At 57.8% G+C, this 14,669-nt stretch carries 16 protein-coding genes; 12 read left to right on the plus strand and 4 right to left on the minus strand.

Going from position 1 to position 14,669, the window contains the following annotated elements; all coding sequences use genetic code 11:
* Nucleotides 1-8: 8 nt before the first annotated feature.
* The 4 genes from AC4ANK_RS23445 (at nucleotide 9) to AC4ANK_RS23460 (ending at nucleotide 5,828) form a co-directional block, all read left to right on the plus strand.
* The gene (locus AC4ANK_RS23445; protein WP_002552224.1) at nucleotides 9-2,129 is read left to right on the plus strand and encodes a glycosyl transferase family protein; all 2,121 of its coding nucleotides are present in this window, start codon (nucleotides 9-11) and stop codon (nucleotides 2,127-2,129) included.
* Complete coding sequence (locus AC4ANK_RS23450) at nucleotides 2,126-4,039, plus strand: NfrA family protein (protein ID WP_460384366.1); 1,914 nt, start codon at nucleotides 2,126-2,128, stop codon at nucleotides 4,037-4,039. Before AC4ANK_RS23445 ends, AC4ANK_RS23450 begins: the two co-directional genes overlap by 4 nt.
* 31 nt (nucleotides 4,040-4,070) lie before the next feature.
* Complete coding sequence (locus AC4ANK_RS23455; RefSeq protein WP_002552222.1) at nucleotides 4,071-4,943, plus strand: alpha-amylase family protein; 873 nt, start codon at nucleotides 4,071-4,073, stop codon at nucleotides 4,941-4,943.
* A gap of 81 nt (nucleotides 4,944-5,024) precedes the next feature.
* Nucleotides 5,025-5,828: a SirB1 family protein gene (locus AC4ANK_RS23460; protein ID WP_002552221.1), complete on the plus strand. Its 804-nt coding sequence runs from the start codon at nucleotides 5,025-5,027 to the stop codon at nucleotides 5,826-5,828.
* Between the two features lie 212 nt (nucleotides 5,829-6,040).
* Here the strand turns inward: AC4ANK_RS23460 and AC4ANK_RS23465 are convergent, their stop codons facing one another.
* From AC4ANK_RS23465 to AC4ANK_RS23475, 3 genes are all read right to left on the minus strand, one after another.
* The gene (locus AC4ANK_RS23465; RefSeq protein WP_002552220.1) at nucleotides 6,041-6,586 is read right to left on the minus strand and encodes a hypothetical protein; all 546 of its coding nucleotides are present in this window, start codon (nucleotides 6,584-6,586) and stop codon (nucleotides 6,041-6,043) included.
* Between the two features lie 223 nt (nucleotides 6,587-6,809).
* Nucleotides 6,810-7,721, minus strand: a complete 912-nt coding sequence (locus AC4ANK_RS23470; RefSeq protein ID WP_005733204.1) for an SDR family oxidoreductase — start codon at nucleotides 7,719-7,721, stop codon at nucleotides 6,810-6,812.
* Between the two features lie 111 nt (nucleotides 7,722-7,832).
* Nucleotides 7,833-8,285, minus strand: coding sequence for a flavodoxin (locus AC4ANK_RS23475; RefSeq protein ID WP_002552219.1), 453 nt, complete (start codon nucleotides 8,283-8,285; stop codon nucleotides 7,833-7,835).
* Between the two features lie 209 nt (nucleotides 8,286-8,494).
* Between AC4ANK_RS23475 and AC4ANK_RS23480 the strand changes: the two genes are divergently transcribed.
* The 7 genes from AC4ANK_RS23480 to AC4ANK_RS23510 all read left to right on the plus strand — a co-directional run bounded on the left by AC4ANK_RS23480 (nucleotide 8,495) and on the right by AC4ANK_RS23510 (nucleotide 12,388).
* Nucleotides 8,495-9,100 carry a hypothetical protein gene (locus AC4ANK_RS23480; RefSeq protein WP_002552218.1) on the plus strand — a complete coding sequence of 202 codons (606 nt, stop codon included), beginning with the start codon at nucleotides 8,495-8,497 and terminating at the stop codon, nucleotides 9,098-9,100.
* A gap of 151 nt (nucleotides 9,101-9,251) precedes the next feature.
* Nucleotides 9,252-9,821, plus strand: coding sequence for a putative antibiotic biosynthesis monooxygenase (locus AC4ANK_RS23485; RefSeq protein ID WP_002552217.1), 570 nt, complete (start codon nucleotides 9,252-9,254; stop codon nucleotides 9,819-9,821).
* A gap of 232 nt (nucleotides 9,822-10,053) precedes the next feature.
* Nucleotides 10,054-10,764, plus strand: coding sequence for a dihydromonapterin reductase (gene folM, locus AC4ANK_RS23490; RefSeq protein WP_002552216.1), 711 nt, complete (start codon nucleotides 10,054-10,056; stop codon nucleotides 10,762-10,764).
* Nucleotides 10,765-10,785: 21 nt separating this feature from the next.
* Nucleotides 10,786-11,349 (plus strand): GTP cyclohydrolase I FolE, encoded by a 564-nt coding sequence (gene folE, locus AC4ANK_RS23495; protein ID WP_031595168.1) that lies wholly within the window; start codon nucleotides 10,786-10,788, stop codon nucleotides 11,347-11,349.
* Complete coding sequence (folX, locus tag AC4ANK_RS23500; protein WP_002552214.1) at nucleotides 11,349-11,720, plus strand: dihydroneopterin triphosphate 2'-epimerase; 372 nt, start codon at nucleotides 11,349-11,351, stop codon at nucleotides 11,718-11,720. Before folE ends, folX begins: the two co-directional genes overlap by 1 nt.
* Before the next feature lie 43 nt (nucleotides 11,721-11,763).
* On the plus strand, nucleotides 11,764-12,060 hold the full coding sequence (locus AC4ANK_RS23505) for a DUF1244 domain-containing protein (RefSeq protein WP_002552213.1): 297 nt from the start codon (nucleotides 11,764-11,766) through the stop codon (nucleotides 12,058-12,060).
* A complete protein-coding gene (locus AC4ANK_RS23510) occupies nucleotides 12,053-12,388 on the plus strand; it encodes a HopJ type III effector protein (RefSeq protein WP_002552212.1) in 336 nt (111 codons plus the stop codon). Before AC4ANK_RS23505 ends, AC4ANK_RS23510 begins: the two co-directional genes overlap by 8 nt.
* A 62-nt stretch (nucleotides 12,389-12,450) precedes the next feature.
* On the opposite strand, the gene trxB is transcribed toward AC4ANK_RS23510, so the two are convergent.
* Nucleotides 12,451-13,413: a thioredoxin-disulfide reductase gene (gene trxB, locus AC4ANK_RS23515; protein ID WP_002552211.1), complete on the minus strand. Its 963-nt coding sequence runs from the start codon at nucleotides 13,411-13,413 to the stop codon at nucleotides 12,451-12,453.
* A 366-nt stretch (nucleotides 13,414-13,779) separates the two neighbouring features.
* On the opposite strand from trxB, the gene cysZ reads away from it, so the two are divergent.
* On the plus strand, nucleotides 13,780-14,541 hold the full coding sequence (gene cysZ / locus AC4ANK_RS23520; RefSeq protein WP_460384360.1) for a sulfate transporter CysZ: 762 nt from the start codon (nucleotides 13,780-13,782) through the stop codon (nucleotides 14,539-14,541).
* Nucleotides 14,542-14,669 lie beyond the last annotated feature (128 nt).

Consider the following 14,669-nt stretch of genomic DNA (forward strand, 5'->3'; position numbering starts at 1 on the left):
CCGCCGCAATGACGTCGCTCTATTGGCCTTACTGGCTGGCCCATTACTACAGCGTGCTGGAAGTCGCGACGATCGTTGTCGGGCTGATTATCCTGGTATCGAGTATCGATGACCTGTTCATCGATATCTGGTACTGGGCCAGGCGGCTGTACCGCAAGTTCACCGCCGAACGTCGCTACCGGCCACTGACTGCCGAGCAGTTGATTGCCCGCGACGAGCAGCCGCTGGCGATCATGGTCCCGGCCTGGCTGGAATACGACGTCATCGCGCCGATGATCGAAAACATGGTGTCGACGCTCGATTACCAGAACTACGTAGTGTTCGTCGGCACCTACATCAACGACCAGCGCACCATCGATGAAGTGGAGCGCATGCGTCGTCGTTACAAGCAATTGCACCGCGTGGAGGTGCCGCACGCCGGCCCGACCTGCAAGGCCGACTGCCTGAACTGGGTCATACAGGCGATTTTTCTGTATGAGAAAACCCACGCTGTACAGTTTGCCGGGACCATCCTGCACGACAGCGAAGATGTACTGCACCCGCTTGAACTGCGCCTGTTCAATTACCTGCTGCCACGCAAGGACATGATCCAGTTACCGGTCGTGTCGCTGGAACGCAACTGGTACGAATGGGTGGCCGGCACCTACATGGACGAGTTTGCCGAATGGCACGGCAAGGATCTGGTGGTACGCGAAAGCATGACTGACACCGTGCCTTCGGCGGGCGTCGGCACCTGTTTCTCGCGACGTGCACTGATGGTGCTGGCCGATGAAAACCAGAACCAGCCCTTCAATACCGAAAGCCTGACCGAAGACTACGATGTAGGCGCTCGGCTGGCGAAATACGGCATGCAGGCGATCTTTGTGCGCTTCCCTGTGCAATTTCGGGTGTTGCGCAAATCGTGGTTCCGCAAGCCGTATGAGTCGATGCTGGAAATGCCGCTGTGTGTGCGTGAATTTTTCCCGGACACCTTCCGTACCGCCTTTCGCCAGAAAGCACGCTGGACTCTGGGCATCGGCCTGCAGGGCTGGGAGCAAATGGGCTGGACCGGGTCGCTGGCCAACCGTTACCTGCTGTTTCGGGACCGCAAGGGCGTAGTGACTTCGTTCGTCAGTATCCTGGCTTATGCGATTCTGATTCAGTTGCTGGCGTTGATAGTTCTGCGCTCCAGCGGCCTGTGGAACACCAGTTTTCCGACACCGTTTGAAACCAGTGGCCTCATTCAGTACCTGCTGGTGGCCAACGGCATCGCATTGCTGTGGCGAATTCTGCACCGCTGCTACTTCACCACTGTTCTGTACGGCTGGCAGCATGGCTTGTTGTCCATACCGCGCATGGTGGTGGGCAACTTCGTCAACTTCATGGCTGCGGCACGCGCCTGGCGCATGTTTCTGGTGGGCAAAGTGCTCAACCGCAAGCTGGTCTGGGACAAGACCATGCATGACTTTCCGTCTACCGATCTGGTCGCCGTCGCGCCACGTCGTCTGGGCAGCGTGCTGATCTCATGGCAGGCCATCAACGACGAAAAACTGCAGACCGCACTGGCTGAACAACAGACCCGTCAGCTGCCGCTGGGCAGGATTTTGCTTAGCCACGGCTGGCTCGACGATGAAACCCTGGCTGAGGCCATCGCTTTTCAGAACGACCTGCCACGGGTATTCGACATTGCCGGCAAACGTGCGACAAACGATGTGCTGGCCGATGAGTTCTGCCTGCGCTGGCGTGTCGTGCCGTTGCAAATGAATGCGCTGGGTCGCCAGGAAATTGCCGTGGCCAGCCCGCTGCCGCCTGACGGTCTGCAACAGATTACCGAGCAACTGGGTGCCGAGCCGGTGCAGTTGATTGCCCGTGAAAGCGACATCGTCGCGCAATTGCGTCAGCTTCAGGTGGTCGAGGGTCAGCCGCTTCCAGCCAGAGCGCCACTGCTCGGCGATCTGCTGATCGAGCAAGGCCTGCTGGACCGCGAAGTGTTCCAGAAAGCCATGCTCGGCTACCGCCCGCATGTGCATGGCCGGATCGGCGATTACCTGGTCGACATCGGCGTGCTGTCCAGAGAAACCATCGAACAGGCTGTGGCACGTCAGCACAACCATTACCGATCTGACGATCAAACGGAGCAGCCACTATGAAGCGCCCCTTCATCCTGTCGCTGCTGGTGAGCGGCCTGGGTCTTGTTGCACCGCTCAGCCAGGCGGAAACACTGCCCCTGCCGTTGACCGGACCCGCCTATGCCATCGCCAACGAAGCCTACATGGCCTACAACCGCAAGGACTACGACCTGGCCATCGCCAAGGCGCGCGAAGCGTTGCGTCAGCGTGCGGATGCCGATCAGTTGCGCGATCTGATTGCCCTGGCCGAACGCGACAAATACCGACGAGATCACCCTCAGCGCTTCCCCAAGGCTCGCCCAAAACCGGGCTATCTGGAGGGCAATCAGGCGCTGCGTGCGTATGCCAATCGCGACTACGACGGCTCGGCAAACCATGCGCGCAAGGCCATCGCACAGGCACCGAAAAATCTTGATTACCGCATGATGCTGATCGAGGCGCTGCAACGTCAGCAGCGTCTGGACGAAGCACAGCTGGCAGCGATTCAGGAACAGGCAGCAGTCGATAAGGCAGCCTCGGGTTATAAGGCACTGGCACGCGGAGATAACGACACCGCTGTCAGCGAGGCGCGGGAGGCTGTTCGCAGTTTTCCGAAACAGATGGCTTACCGAAAGCTGCTGGTCAGCGCCCTGATTGCCCAGGGGCAATATGCCGAAGCGCGCTCTGCGGCTACCGAAGCACTGGCGCTCAATGGCAACGACGCCACCCTGCTCGTCCAGCGCGGACAAATGCGTCAACGCCTGGGCGATCAGGACGGTGCGCGTCAGGACTTCGCTCAGGCACTCGCCGTGGGTAATCTGCCCCTGCGCGAGCAAGCTTCCTTGTACGCAGCGATGGGCCAGCCGAGTAAGGCACTGCAACGTCTGCAGAAAGCTCGCGATGCGGGCGAACTGCAACCCGGCGATGAAGTGCAGATTGCCTATTTCCTCAGCCAGGCGGGCGACGATCGTGGCGCGCTGGACGAGTTCAAACGGGTCGACCGCAGCTCCGGACTCAAGCCGCGTGAAGTTCAGGACGCAGCCTACAGCGCCATGCGTACACCGGACGATGCACAGGCCATCGCCTACTTCAAACGCGTGCTCGATTATCAAAAGGCCGGTGATTTGCAGATGCCGGCGCAACAGGTGTTCGATACCCGACGCGCCGTCTCCGACCTGTCCCGTGAATGGGGTTTGACCAACACCACGACGTATCGCGGTGCCAGCACCAGCAGCGGCAGCGGCCTGAACAGCGCACCGAGCAGCAACACTGACAGTGTGCAGAACAGCACCGAAGTGTTCTGGCGCCCATTGGGCTACCGCAATGCACGCTTCGTCGAACTTTACGGGCGCGTGACCGACACGTTGTGGAGCAAGGACGGCGACTCCGACACCGGCGCGGATGCATTGCAGGGAGCGCTGGGGATCAGGGTCAAGCCGTTCAGCTCAGTCAACGTCATCGGTGCCTTTGAGCGCACCTTTCCGTTGGGTAATTCCAACGCCGATGGCGACTGGCTGGTACGTCTGGGCTACGGCTCCAGCATCGGCACTGACTTGCGTGTCGACGTGCCCAGTTGGTGGACCTCGCAGCTGTATGCGGAAGGTGGGCGTTATTTGCAGGACAAGCGCAACTATTTCAACAGTGAATGGCAGGTCGGACGCAGCTTTCGTCTGGACAGCATCAGCCCCAGGCTGGCGGTGTTTCCACATGTGGTCGCCGCAGTGGACTACGATTCAAAGATGCGTAGCGAAGTCGACAGCCTGGGCCGCAGCAGTACGTCATCCGGTAACGCTGGCGGGCTGGGTGTTGGTACCGGCGTACGCTACTGGTTTCGCGAGGACACGTACAAGGCGCCACAGTCGTATGTCGACTTCTCGGTGCAATACCGCGAGAAAGTCTTTGGCGACGACCGCGCACAAGGCGTGTTCGCACGTATGACATTCTCGTGGTGACAATCGCGAGTCATCCATCAGGGAGTAATGTTTGAAGGCTTTGGCCGCACTGCTACGACAGACAATATTGATCAAGACCTCGCTGGCAGCCGCCCTGGTAGGTGCGCTGACCCTCGCCTCCAGCGAGCTGTATCAACTGATACAGCCCAGCGGGCCGGGAATTGTCGGCATCGTCTGGCAACCGGATAACGCAACGGTGGGCATAAGCGGCAACTGGGACAAACTCGGCGCACGGCAATTGCTCGTGCAGTGGACGGCGGTCGATGACCAGTCGTTCATACCAGGTACTCAGATGACCAACGTGCCGGTGCTGCCGGACTGGGCGCGGATCGCCAAGGAGCCTTGGGCGCAGGAGGTGATTCTCGGGCTGGCGGGGTACTTCAGCGAAAACCGCTCACGGGACAATATCGAACAGTTGGCGGTGCTTTCGGCACAGCTGGCCAAAGTGAAAACGCCGCTTAATGTCACTGGCTGGTATTTCCCGGCCGAGGTCGACCCCAGCTGGAGTCGTGCCAAGGAATTACCCGCGCTGCTGGCGAAGCTGCCCAGGCCGTTATGGATCAGCGTCTACGATGGTGCCAACATCGGCCCCGCCGCCACTGCGGACTGGCTGAAAACCTGGCTGCCGGACGATATCGGCGTGTTCTTTCAGGACGGTGTGGGTGTCTATGCGCGCACCGCTCCGGTTGCCCGAACCTACGCAGACGCGTTACGTAAACGGCTGGGCAAAAATCGCGTCAGAATCATCGTCGAAGCGTTTCGCCCGCAAGTGGGTGGAGGTTTCCGACCGGCGACGGCTGCCGAACTGAAACCGCAAATAGCGGCTTTCGATGGCTATCCGCTGTACCTGTTCGACGGTCCGCACTATGTGACGCCCGACTTGATAAAAGCCCTGAACAAGTAGAAACAACTGGCGCTGGACGAAATTCCCGCGCGGGGCTACAAAGAGTCTTCCTACTGGATTTTCAGTTGCACGGAGCGGTCGATGACTCCACGTCAGCATTGCCTGGCCTGCCTGCAACAGACACCGCCCTCGGTGTTTGAAGCAGCGCTATGGGTGTCGAGCGAGCATGACGCACACTTTGCCCGGCATGCGGTGATCAGTGACATGGACCAGTTACAGCGCCAGATCGACGCTGCGCTGCCGGTCCTGCCTGCCCCCGAACTCGCGCAACTGCTTTTGCGACAACTCAATGCACTGGGTTTTCAGCAAGATGACTGGAACCCGCCCAAACCCGACTCGGCGCTGCTGCACAAGGTTGTGCAGCAGCGTCGCGGCCAGCCATTGGGGCTGGCACTGATCGCGCTGGAGATAGCACGGCGGCTGGAGATTGCGCTGGAGGGCGTGAACTTTCCAGGCCACTTTCTGCTGCGTGTGCCAGGTGCCGATCATTTGCTCGACCCCTGCAGCGGGCGCAGGCTTTACCCCAGAGACTGCCGCGAGCTGTTGATCCGGCAATTCGGCCCGACCATGCAATTGCGCGCCGAACACATGACACGCGCCACACCCACCAGCATGCTGCAGCGATTATCGCGTAACCTGCGGCATCTGCATCAGATCAACGATGATTTTCTCGCTGCGCTCAAAGATGCCGACCGCATCGTCGAGCTGGGTCAGGCAACCAGCGGAGATCACCTGGCCCGTGCCAGCCTGTATCAACTCCTTGAATGCCCGCAGGCCGAACGTTTCGACCTGGAACGCGCGCTGTTGCTCAGCGAAGACCCACTGCAACGAATCGAGCTTGCCGAGCGCCTGAGTCGGTTGCCAGCGAACCACAGCGTTCATTGAGCCACTGGCACACTCCCCGCGAATTGTTACCTGTCGGGTAATGCTGCATATCCTGTACGGGGATTTTTCAGAACAGTGATGGCGGGTAACCTGCGCCCGTTAAATCGACGTGGATTTGCAAGCTCCCTTGATCCTGCGTTTTGTTTGGCCGCTGCGTGGCTATCCATGCAGCGGCCTTTTTTATTGCCGGACGTTTTAGTATCAAGACACCCTCACGCTTTGGCGTTTGGTGTTTTTTTGACCAGCCCCTTGTTTTCCATATCCTTGATCTTGCGCATCTCGTGACTGTCGCCAGACTCGGCAAACGTTTGAAGATTCTGCATGATATGAATCGTTCGAATGTAATCAGGCAATAACACTTTGGCGTACGGGTCTCCGCTCATTGCCTTTTCTTTCATTTCAATGATCCGATTGGCAAAGAACTCCAGCGCATTGATTTCCTTGCTCGGGTCGACCAGCTTGCCTTTCTTGTCGAACTCATCGCCCGCTCGACTCATGAGTTCGGCCGTATGATTGTCGATCATCCCGAACTTGTACAAGATCATTCCTGCCCTGTTGAGATCCTTGGGCGTAATCTGTTCGGGGTTGAAACCCTTGAACAGTGGCTTCATCTTGCGTTTTTCCATCGCCAGCGAGTTGAGCGCAACGGCATTCTCACCGACCTCCTGCAACACCTGACTGACCTGCGCTGCGGCCTTCTTGAGCTTGAGTCTTTCAGGCGGCGCAGCAACAGTGACCGGTGGCAGGTCACCCCACATTGTTCTTCCCACGTGATACTCCCTATATGAATGTGTTCAAACTTCATATCGGAGTAAAAGCTGCTTAATGAATAGTTGTACAGAAATCCATACCAAACCTACAAAGCCAAAAGACAGTTCTTACAGAACACGGTAAAAATTCCGATAAATAATTAACCAGTTATAAAGTCGTGCACCAAACAGAGACTTCTTTTCCAAAGCCGCCGCATATCTCAGAACCTGCTTAATTAGCGTATTTTTGCAGATTGGCCATCATTTCTTTCAACGCCTCGATATTGTCGGCGGGGTGCGCGGCTTGATCGAAATCACCAATCGTCTGCCATTGTGCAGCAACGTCCTCCGGGCTGAAGCCCGCCTGGGGGTCGAAGCATGCTCCCTGACTGCGCTCCCAACGGACCTTGCCGATCCAGCCGCCGCCCACTTCAAACAGATCGCCACTGTCCTGACACTGTTCGCTGCCCAGATACACCACCAACGGGCTGATCAGTTCAGGTTTGAGCAGCTCGAATACGTTGGCAGGAATAAGCCCCTCGGTCATGCGCGTGCCCCCGGTCGGGGCTATGGCGTTGACGAAAATCCGGTGCTTGCGGCCTTCCAGCGCGAGGGTGCGAGTCAGTCCGTAAAGCCCGAGCTTGGCGGTTGCGTAATTGGATTGGCCGAAATTGCCATAGATGCCGGATGTCGATGAAGTGAAAATCACCCGCCCGTAGTTCTGCTCACGCAGGTATGGCCAGGCGGCATGTGTGACCTTATAGGCGCCCTCGACATGGACGCGGTAAACCAGGTCCCAGTCGGCGTCCTCCATTTTGGCGAAGGTCTTGTCGCGCAGGATGCCAGCGTTGTTGACCAGCACATCTATGCGACCGAAGGCATCGAGCGCGTGTTGCACTATGCGCCCGCCGTCGGTCACCGAGTCATGGTTGGCCACAGCGGTGCCACCGGCTTCACGAATCTCGGCCACAACGCGATCAGCAGCAGAAGCGCTGGCCCCTTCGCCATGGGCAGAACCGCCCAGGTCGTTGACCACTACTCGCGCGCCGTGCTTTGCAAACAGCAGCGCATGAGCCCTTCCCAGCCCGCCTCCTGCGCCCGTCACAATCACGACTTTATCTTCAAAACGCACTGACTCACTCATCGCAGGCTCCAGGATCAAAGGAAACGTTGCGATGAGTGTCGTCCAGGTACCTGCCAGTCACAATCAACACGCGCAGTGCTGAATCATGCGCAATAAAGCAGCGGGATGATTTCAGCCCAGGTGTTTGATGAACGCTGCCAGCCAAGGCTCGGCGTCGGTTTCCGGGGTTACGCTTTCACTTCCGTCCAGACGCAGCATGTCCTGCACTTCATTCACACCCAGTTCAGCGAACAATTCACGCATCTGCTCGCCGCCTGCACAGAAGGTGTCGCCGTAGCTGGCATCACCCAATGCGATCACACCACCCGGCAAGCCACGCAGTTGGCCAGGCAAAAGATCACGAAGCTCTGAATAGAGAGGCATGAGGTTGTCGGGCAGCTCACCCATCCCGGTGGTCGACGTCACCGCAAGGATGGCCTGAGGCTCGAAAGCCAGCACATCAGGCAACGCGAGCCTAGGGTTGACGAGTGTTTCGTGACCAGCGGCACGCAACAGTGCAGAGGCGTGTCTGGCAACTTCTTCGGCCGATCCGTAAACCGTTCCACACACGATGGCAACTTTCATGGCTATTCCTGCAGCAGCTGAAAAAAAGTGAAACATTATGCCCTAGAATGCCATCTGAATTTTCTACGGACCCTTTTGCCTTTGGCCGGCACGGAAAAAGCACAGCCAAGTTGAAATATTAAAATGGAAAAATATGATGAGCGGTCCGAACAACTTGCGGAATCAATGGTCTTTGTTCTCAATAACCGGTCAGACCGAGCTTTCCGCCAATGCAACCTGATTCTCTCCTCACACAGGCTGAACTGGATTTTATCCAGAGCATGCAGCGCAATCCGAAGCTGAACGTGCGCGACAGCACGCGTAGCCTTCTGGTCAATGGCGGGGTTCAGATTCAGGATCTGCTGACACGTCTGGCTGCTCACGAGCAGGTCACGATCCATGCGCAGTTCGAAAACCAGCAGATGAATTTCCCTCTGCATCTGGTCGAGGACGAATTCCATGCGCTGCATCTGGAACTGGGCGCACCGAGTATTTTCGAGGAAGGCCCGAAGATTCGCCCCTGGCGGCTCGTGCTTGAAGAGCCAATCCCGCTTGAGACCGAAAAGGGTGCATTGACGGCGCTCTGGGTTCACGAGCTGTCGTTCAAGGGGGTGCTGCTTGAGTACCGCAAGGAAGGCAAGCTGCCGAGAAACTTTTCCGCCTGGTTCAACCCGCCAGGTCAGGCCCCTATTCCAATGCGCGGCAAGCTGGAGCGAATGACCGAACACAGTTTCGGTGCCTATCACTTCAGCAAGCATGGCAAGGACGACGCCGAGCGCTTGCGTCAGTACATCCTCCAAGAGCATCGCCGCAAGCACCCTTCCCTGCACAAGTAATCAGCCAACACCGCAAAGCTCTACCGGTCCGTCAGCGTTTCAGGAATAATCCTTGCTTGCTTTTCAAGTGAAGCTGTCGCGACCCACCACCCCGGATCGCGGCATGTGACCTCCCTACCCGGGAATCTCACGCCTCTACCGGAGATACACAATGTCTACCTCACCCGTCACCTTGATGGTTGCCCGCCGCGTGGCACAGGGTCGTTACCATGAAATGATGGCCTGGCTGCACGAAGGCGAACAGTTGGCCACGGATTTCCCGGGGTATCTGGGTTCCGGGGTGCTGGCGCCTCCGCCTGGCGATGATGAATTTCAGATCATTTTCCGCTTTACCGATGAGCACACCATGCACGCCTGGGAGCATTCCGCCTCTCGACGCTCCTGGCTGGTGCGCGGCAGCGGTCTTTTCGCGCAACCCTCGGAACATCGCGTCAGTGGTATTGATGGCTGGTTCGGCGCAATCGATCAGCGCCCGCCACGCTGGAAACAGGCTGTCGCGATCTGGCTGGCGTTTTTTCCCGTGTCACTGATCTTCAATTTCTTGCTTGGCCCGCTGCTCAATCATCTGGACCTGTTGCCGCGCATCATGATCAGTACAGCGGTGCTTACCCCGCTGATGGTCTACCTGTTCATTCCCCTGTCCACGCGCCTGCTCGCACCCTGGCTGCAGAGCACGCCAGCGGCACCTGCGCGCCCGGCACAGTCGCCATCCCCTCGGTAATATCGAAAAGACCTGTACACCCCCGCACTTAGGTACAGGTCTTCGCCGCCTCTGACAACCTCACCTCTTCATCATGCCCTTGGGCAGTGCCTTGCAACGCTGCCTTGCAAAGGCTTGCTCCCGCCCAGGGTTGTACAAAAAAATTCTCTGGTATAACTTTTCCTGTAAACCGGAAGAAGCAATCGACCGTACAATCCCCGTCCACTGTGGATAACCGATACATGAGCTGTCGATGACATTATCTTCTGCACCGATTCTGATCACCGGAGCCAGCCAGCGCGTAGGCCTGCATTGCGCCTTGCGACTGCTTGAGCATGGGCATCGGGTTATCATCAGTTATCGCACTGAACACGCAAGCGTGACGGAACTGCGCCAGGCCGGAGCGGTGGCCCTCTACGGCGATTTTTCGTGCGAAACCGGGATCATGGCGTTCATCGATCTACTGAAAACCCAGACTTCAAGCCTGCGTGCCGTTGTACACAATGCATCCGAGTGGCTGGCAGAAACCCCGGGCGAGGAAGCGGATAACTTCACGCGTATGTTCAGCGTACATATGCTGGCACCCTACCTGATCAATCTGCACTGTGAGCCGTTGCTGACCGCCAGTGAAGTCGCTGACATCGTGCATATCAGCGATGACGTGACCCGCAAGGGCAGCAGCAAGCACATCGCCTACTGCGCAACCAAGGCCGGCCTGGAAAGCCTGACGCTGTCCTTCGCTGCCCGGTTCGCCCCTCTTGTCAAAGTCAACGGCATAGCACCGGCGCTGTTGATGTTTCAACCCAAGGACGATGCGGCCTACCGCGCCAACGCCCTGGCCAAATCGGCTCTGGGCATAGAGCCTGGTGCAGAAGTGATCTACCAGAGCCTGCGTTACCTTCTGGACAGCACCTATGTCACCGGCACAACACTGACCGTAAACGGCGGACGGCACGTCAAGTAAGCCGCCCCGAGGAACATTCTGATGAGTTCGTCCCTGCCCCAGCACTATCGAGACATTCTGCTCGGCCTTGGTGAAGATTCAGACCGCGAAGGCCTTCTGGACACCCCGAAACGCGCGTCCAAAGCGATGCAGTATCTGTGTCACGGCTACACCCAGAGCGTCGACGAAATCGTCAATGGCGCCCTGTTCGCATCCGACAATGATGAGATGGTCATTGTCCAGAATATCGAGCTGTATTCACTCTGCGAGCACCACCTGTTGCCATTCATAGGCAAGGCGCATGTGGCTTATATCCCTACCGGCAAAGTGCTGGGCCTGTCGAAGATCGCGCGCATTGTGGACATGTTTGCCCGCCGCCTGCAGATTCAGGAAAATCTGACCAAGCAGATTGCCGATGCCATTCAGCAAGTCACGGGGGCGGCAGGTGTAGCCGTGGTCATCGAGGCAAAGCACATGTGCATGATGATGCACGGTGTCGAAAAACAGAATTCGACCATGAACACTTCAGTGATGCTGGGGGCCTTCCGTGACTCGAGCACCACCCGCATGGAGTTTCTGCAATTGATCGGACGGAGCAGACAATAATGGCAAGACTCGAACCTGGCACCGCGCGCATCCGGGTCAAGGACCTGCGCCTGCGCACATATATCGGTATCAACGAAGACGAAATCGTCAACAAGCAGGATGTGCTGATCAATCTGACTATTCTCTACGCCGCACAGGAAGCCGTTCGCGACAACGACATCGAGCATGCTCTCAACTATCGCACCATCACCAAGGCCATCATTCAGCATGTCGAGGGTAACCGCTTCGCTCTGCTGGAAAGACTGACACAGGAAGTGCTGGACCTGGTGATGAGCCACAAGGCCGTGACCTACGCAGAAGTGGAAGTCGACAAGCCGCATGCGCTGCGCTTTGCCGAATCGGTATCGATCACGCTCGCCGGTCAACGCTGAAACTCTTATCATGACGCGAACCGTCTATTGAAAAGAGCCCGTCATGACCGAGCAAGAACGCCTCGAACTCGAAGCTGCAGCATTCCGTCGCCTGGTCGCGCATCTGGACAGCCGCAAGGATGTCCAGAACATCGACCTGATGAACCTGTCCGGTTTCTGCCGTAACTGCCTGTCCAAGTGGTACAAGGCCGCCGCCGATGAAAAGCACATCGACATCAGCCTCGATGATGCTCGCGAGGTGGTTTACGGCATGCCGTACAGCGAGTGGAAAGCTCAATACCAGAAAGAAGCAAACGCCGAACAACAAGCGGCGTTCGCCAAGGAACCCAAACATGACTGATCTGAACTCGCTGCGCACCAGCCTGCGCAGCGGCGAGCATGTGTTCGCTGATACCCTGGCCTTTATCGCAGAAAGTTACGATTATCAGCCTCGGCCGTTCAGAAACGGCGCCGTCGACAATGCTGCCGGGCAAAACGAAGGGTCTTGCAAGACGCTAGGCCTGGCATTGCTGGAAGGTTTGAGCGATGAAGAGGCACTGTTGGCATTTGGCGAGCACTACCGCTCGGTGCAAGCCACACCTGAAGGCAGCGACCACGGCAATATCCGTGCGCTGATCGAGTATGGGCTGGCAGGTGTGAAAGCCGCTCAAGCGCAAGGCTTGAGCTGACAGGTTCTCGTGCCAACGCATTGGCACGAGAACCTGGTTGCAGAGGCCTGGAGGGACGCCAATCAGAACGTGGCGTTTGCCAGACCGTCCAGATAACGCTCGACGTCCAGTGCCGCCATGCAGCCTGCACCAGCCGAGGTGATGGCCTGACGGTATACGTGGTCAGCCACATCACCGGCCGCGAATACACCTTCAACGCTGGTAGCAGTCGCATTGCCTTCACGGCCACCGTGCACAACCATGTAGCCATCTTTCAAAGCCAGTTGCCCTTCGAACAGCGAGGTGTTCGGCGTGTGGCCGATGGCGATGAATACGCCGTCGACTTTCAGCTCGTCACTGGTCCCGTCATTCTTCTTCAGACGCGCACCGGTCACGCCCATGTTGTCACCCAATACCTCGTCCAGCGTGGCATTGAGCTTGAGCTCGATCTTGCCTTCGGCGACACGTGCGTGCAGCTTGTCGATCAGGATCTTCTCGGCGCGAAAGGTTTCGCGACGGTGAACCAGAGTCACCTTGCTGGCGATGTTGGCCAGATACAGCGCTTCTTCCACCGCCGTGTTACCGCCACCGACTACCGCGACTTCACGGTTGCGGTAGAAGAAGCCATCGCATGTGGCGCAGGCAGAAACCCCCTTGCCCATGAACGCTTCTTCCGAAGGCAGGCCCAGGTAACGGGCGCTGGCACCGGTGGCGATGATCAGTGCATCGCAGGTGTAGGTTGCGCTATCGCCCTGAAGGCTGAACGGCTTGCCGGCCAGATCAACGGAGTTGATGTGGTCGAAGACGATTTCAGTCTCGAAACGCTCGGCATGCTCACGCATACGCTCCATCAGAGCCGGACCGGTCAGGCCATGGGGGTCGCCCGGCCAGTTGTCGACTTCAGTGGTGGTGGTCAACTGACCACCAGCCTGCATGCCGGTGATCAGCAGAGGCTTGAGGTTGGCGCGGGCGGCGTAAACCGCAGCGCTGTAACCGGCAGGGCCGGAACCGAGAATGATCACTCGGGAATGACGTACGTCTGACATGACACACTCCTGTCGACCGACTGTTCAAGCCGCAATCGAAACAGCTGGATAAAAAAGGACCGCCGAAACACTTGGGGAAGTGCCATTCACTCGGCGGATCCTGAAAGTTCTGACTCCTGAGACAGGTCCTGAAATTGGTGCCAAGCCTATCGGGGTAGCAAAGGTTAAGGAAATATCGTTTCACAATCCACCCCATAGGTCACTTCTATAGGGTGACTGACCGACAGCAGTGTACTCGCGCGAACATCCGGCCCCGGCAAGCGCGTTCAGGGCTCGGGGAATGGTGCTGAGCGCCGACAGCCATCAACTCTTTCATGGCATCACAAAGCCGGTAAGGTCACGCCTTTCAAGCACCTGGAGACTGCCATGCCCGCGCCCGCCCTTACCGACCCGCAATACCTCAGAGAGGGACTGAAACTGGTCCTCAGTCCTGGTTTGCGATTGTTCGTCCTGCTGCCCTTGAGCATCAATGTGGTGTTGTTCTGCGGCCTGATCTATCTGGCGGTGCACCAGTTCGAGCTGTGGGTCGACACCTTCATGCCTACGCTCCCTCACTGGCTGAGCTTTCTCAGCTATATCCTCTGGCCGCTGTTCGTGGTGCTGGTCCTGCTGATGGTGTTTTTCACCTTCACCGTGGTCGCCAACATCATCTCCGCGCCGTTTAATGGGTTTCTCTCCGAAAAAGTCGAAGCCGTGGTTCGTGGCGTGGACGATTCACCGGATTTCAGCTGGGCCGAACTGGTGGCCATGGTGCCACGTACCCTGGCCCGCGAAGCCCGCAAGCTGGGCTATATGCTGCCGCGCATGCTCGGGCTGTTCATTCTGTCGTTCATCCCTGTGGCCAATATAATAGCCGCCCCGCTGTGGCTGTTGTTCGGCGTGTGGATGATGGCGATCCAGTACATTGACTACCCCGCCGACAACCACAAACTGGGCTGGAACGAAATGCTCGGCTGGCTGAAAAGCAAGCGCTGGCAAAGCCTGAGCTTCGGCGGCATTGTCTACGTCGCCTTGCTGATCCCGGTGGTCAACCTGCTGATGATGCCCGCCGCAGTGGCCGGTGCGACATTGTTCTGGGTGCGCGAACGCGGGGCGGATGCATTGCCGGTGACGCAGGCACGAGGCTGAACCCCGAAATATCACCGGGCCGCGCAATACGGCCCGGACTATCTGATAAAAATCACTCGCTATATATATTTACCGCACAAGGCCCTGTCAACTGAGGCTCAATAGAGCCTCAAACAACCCGTTCATGT

The sequence above is a fragment of the Pseudomonas sp. Pmew2 genome (assembly GCF_058129885.1).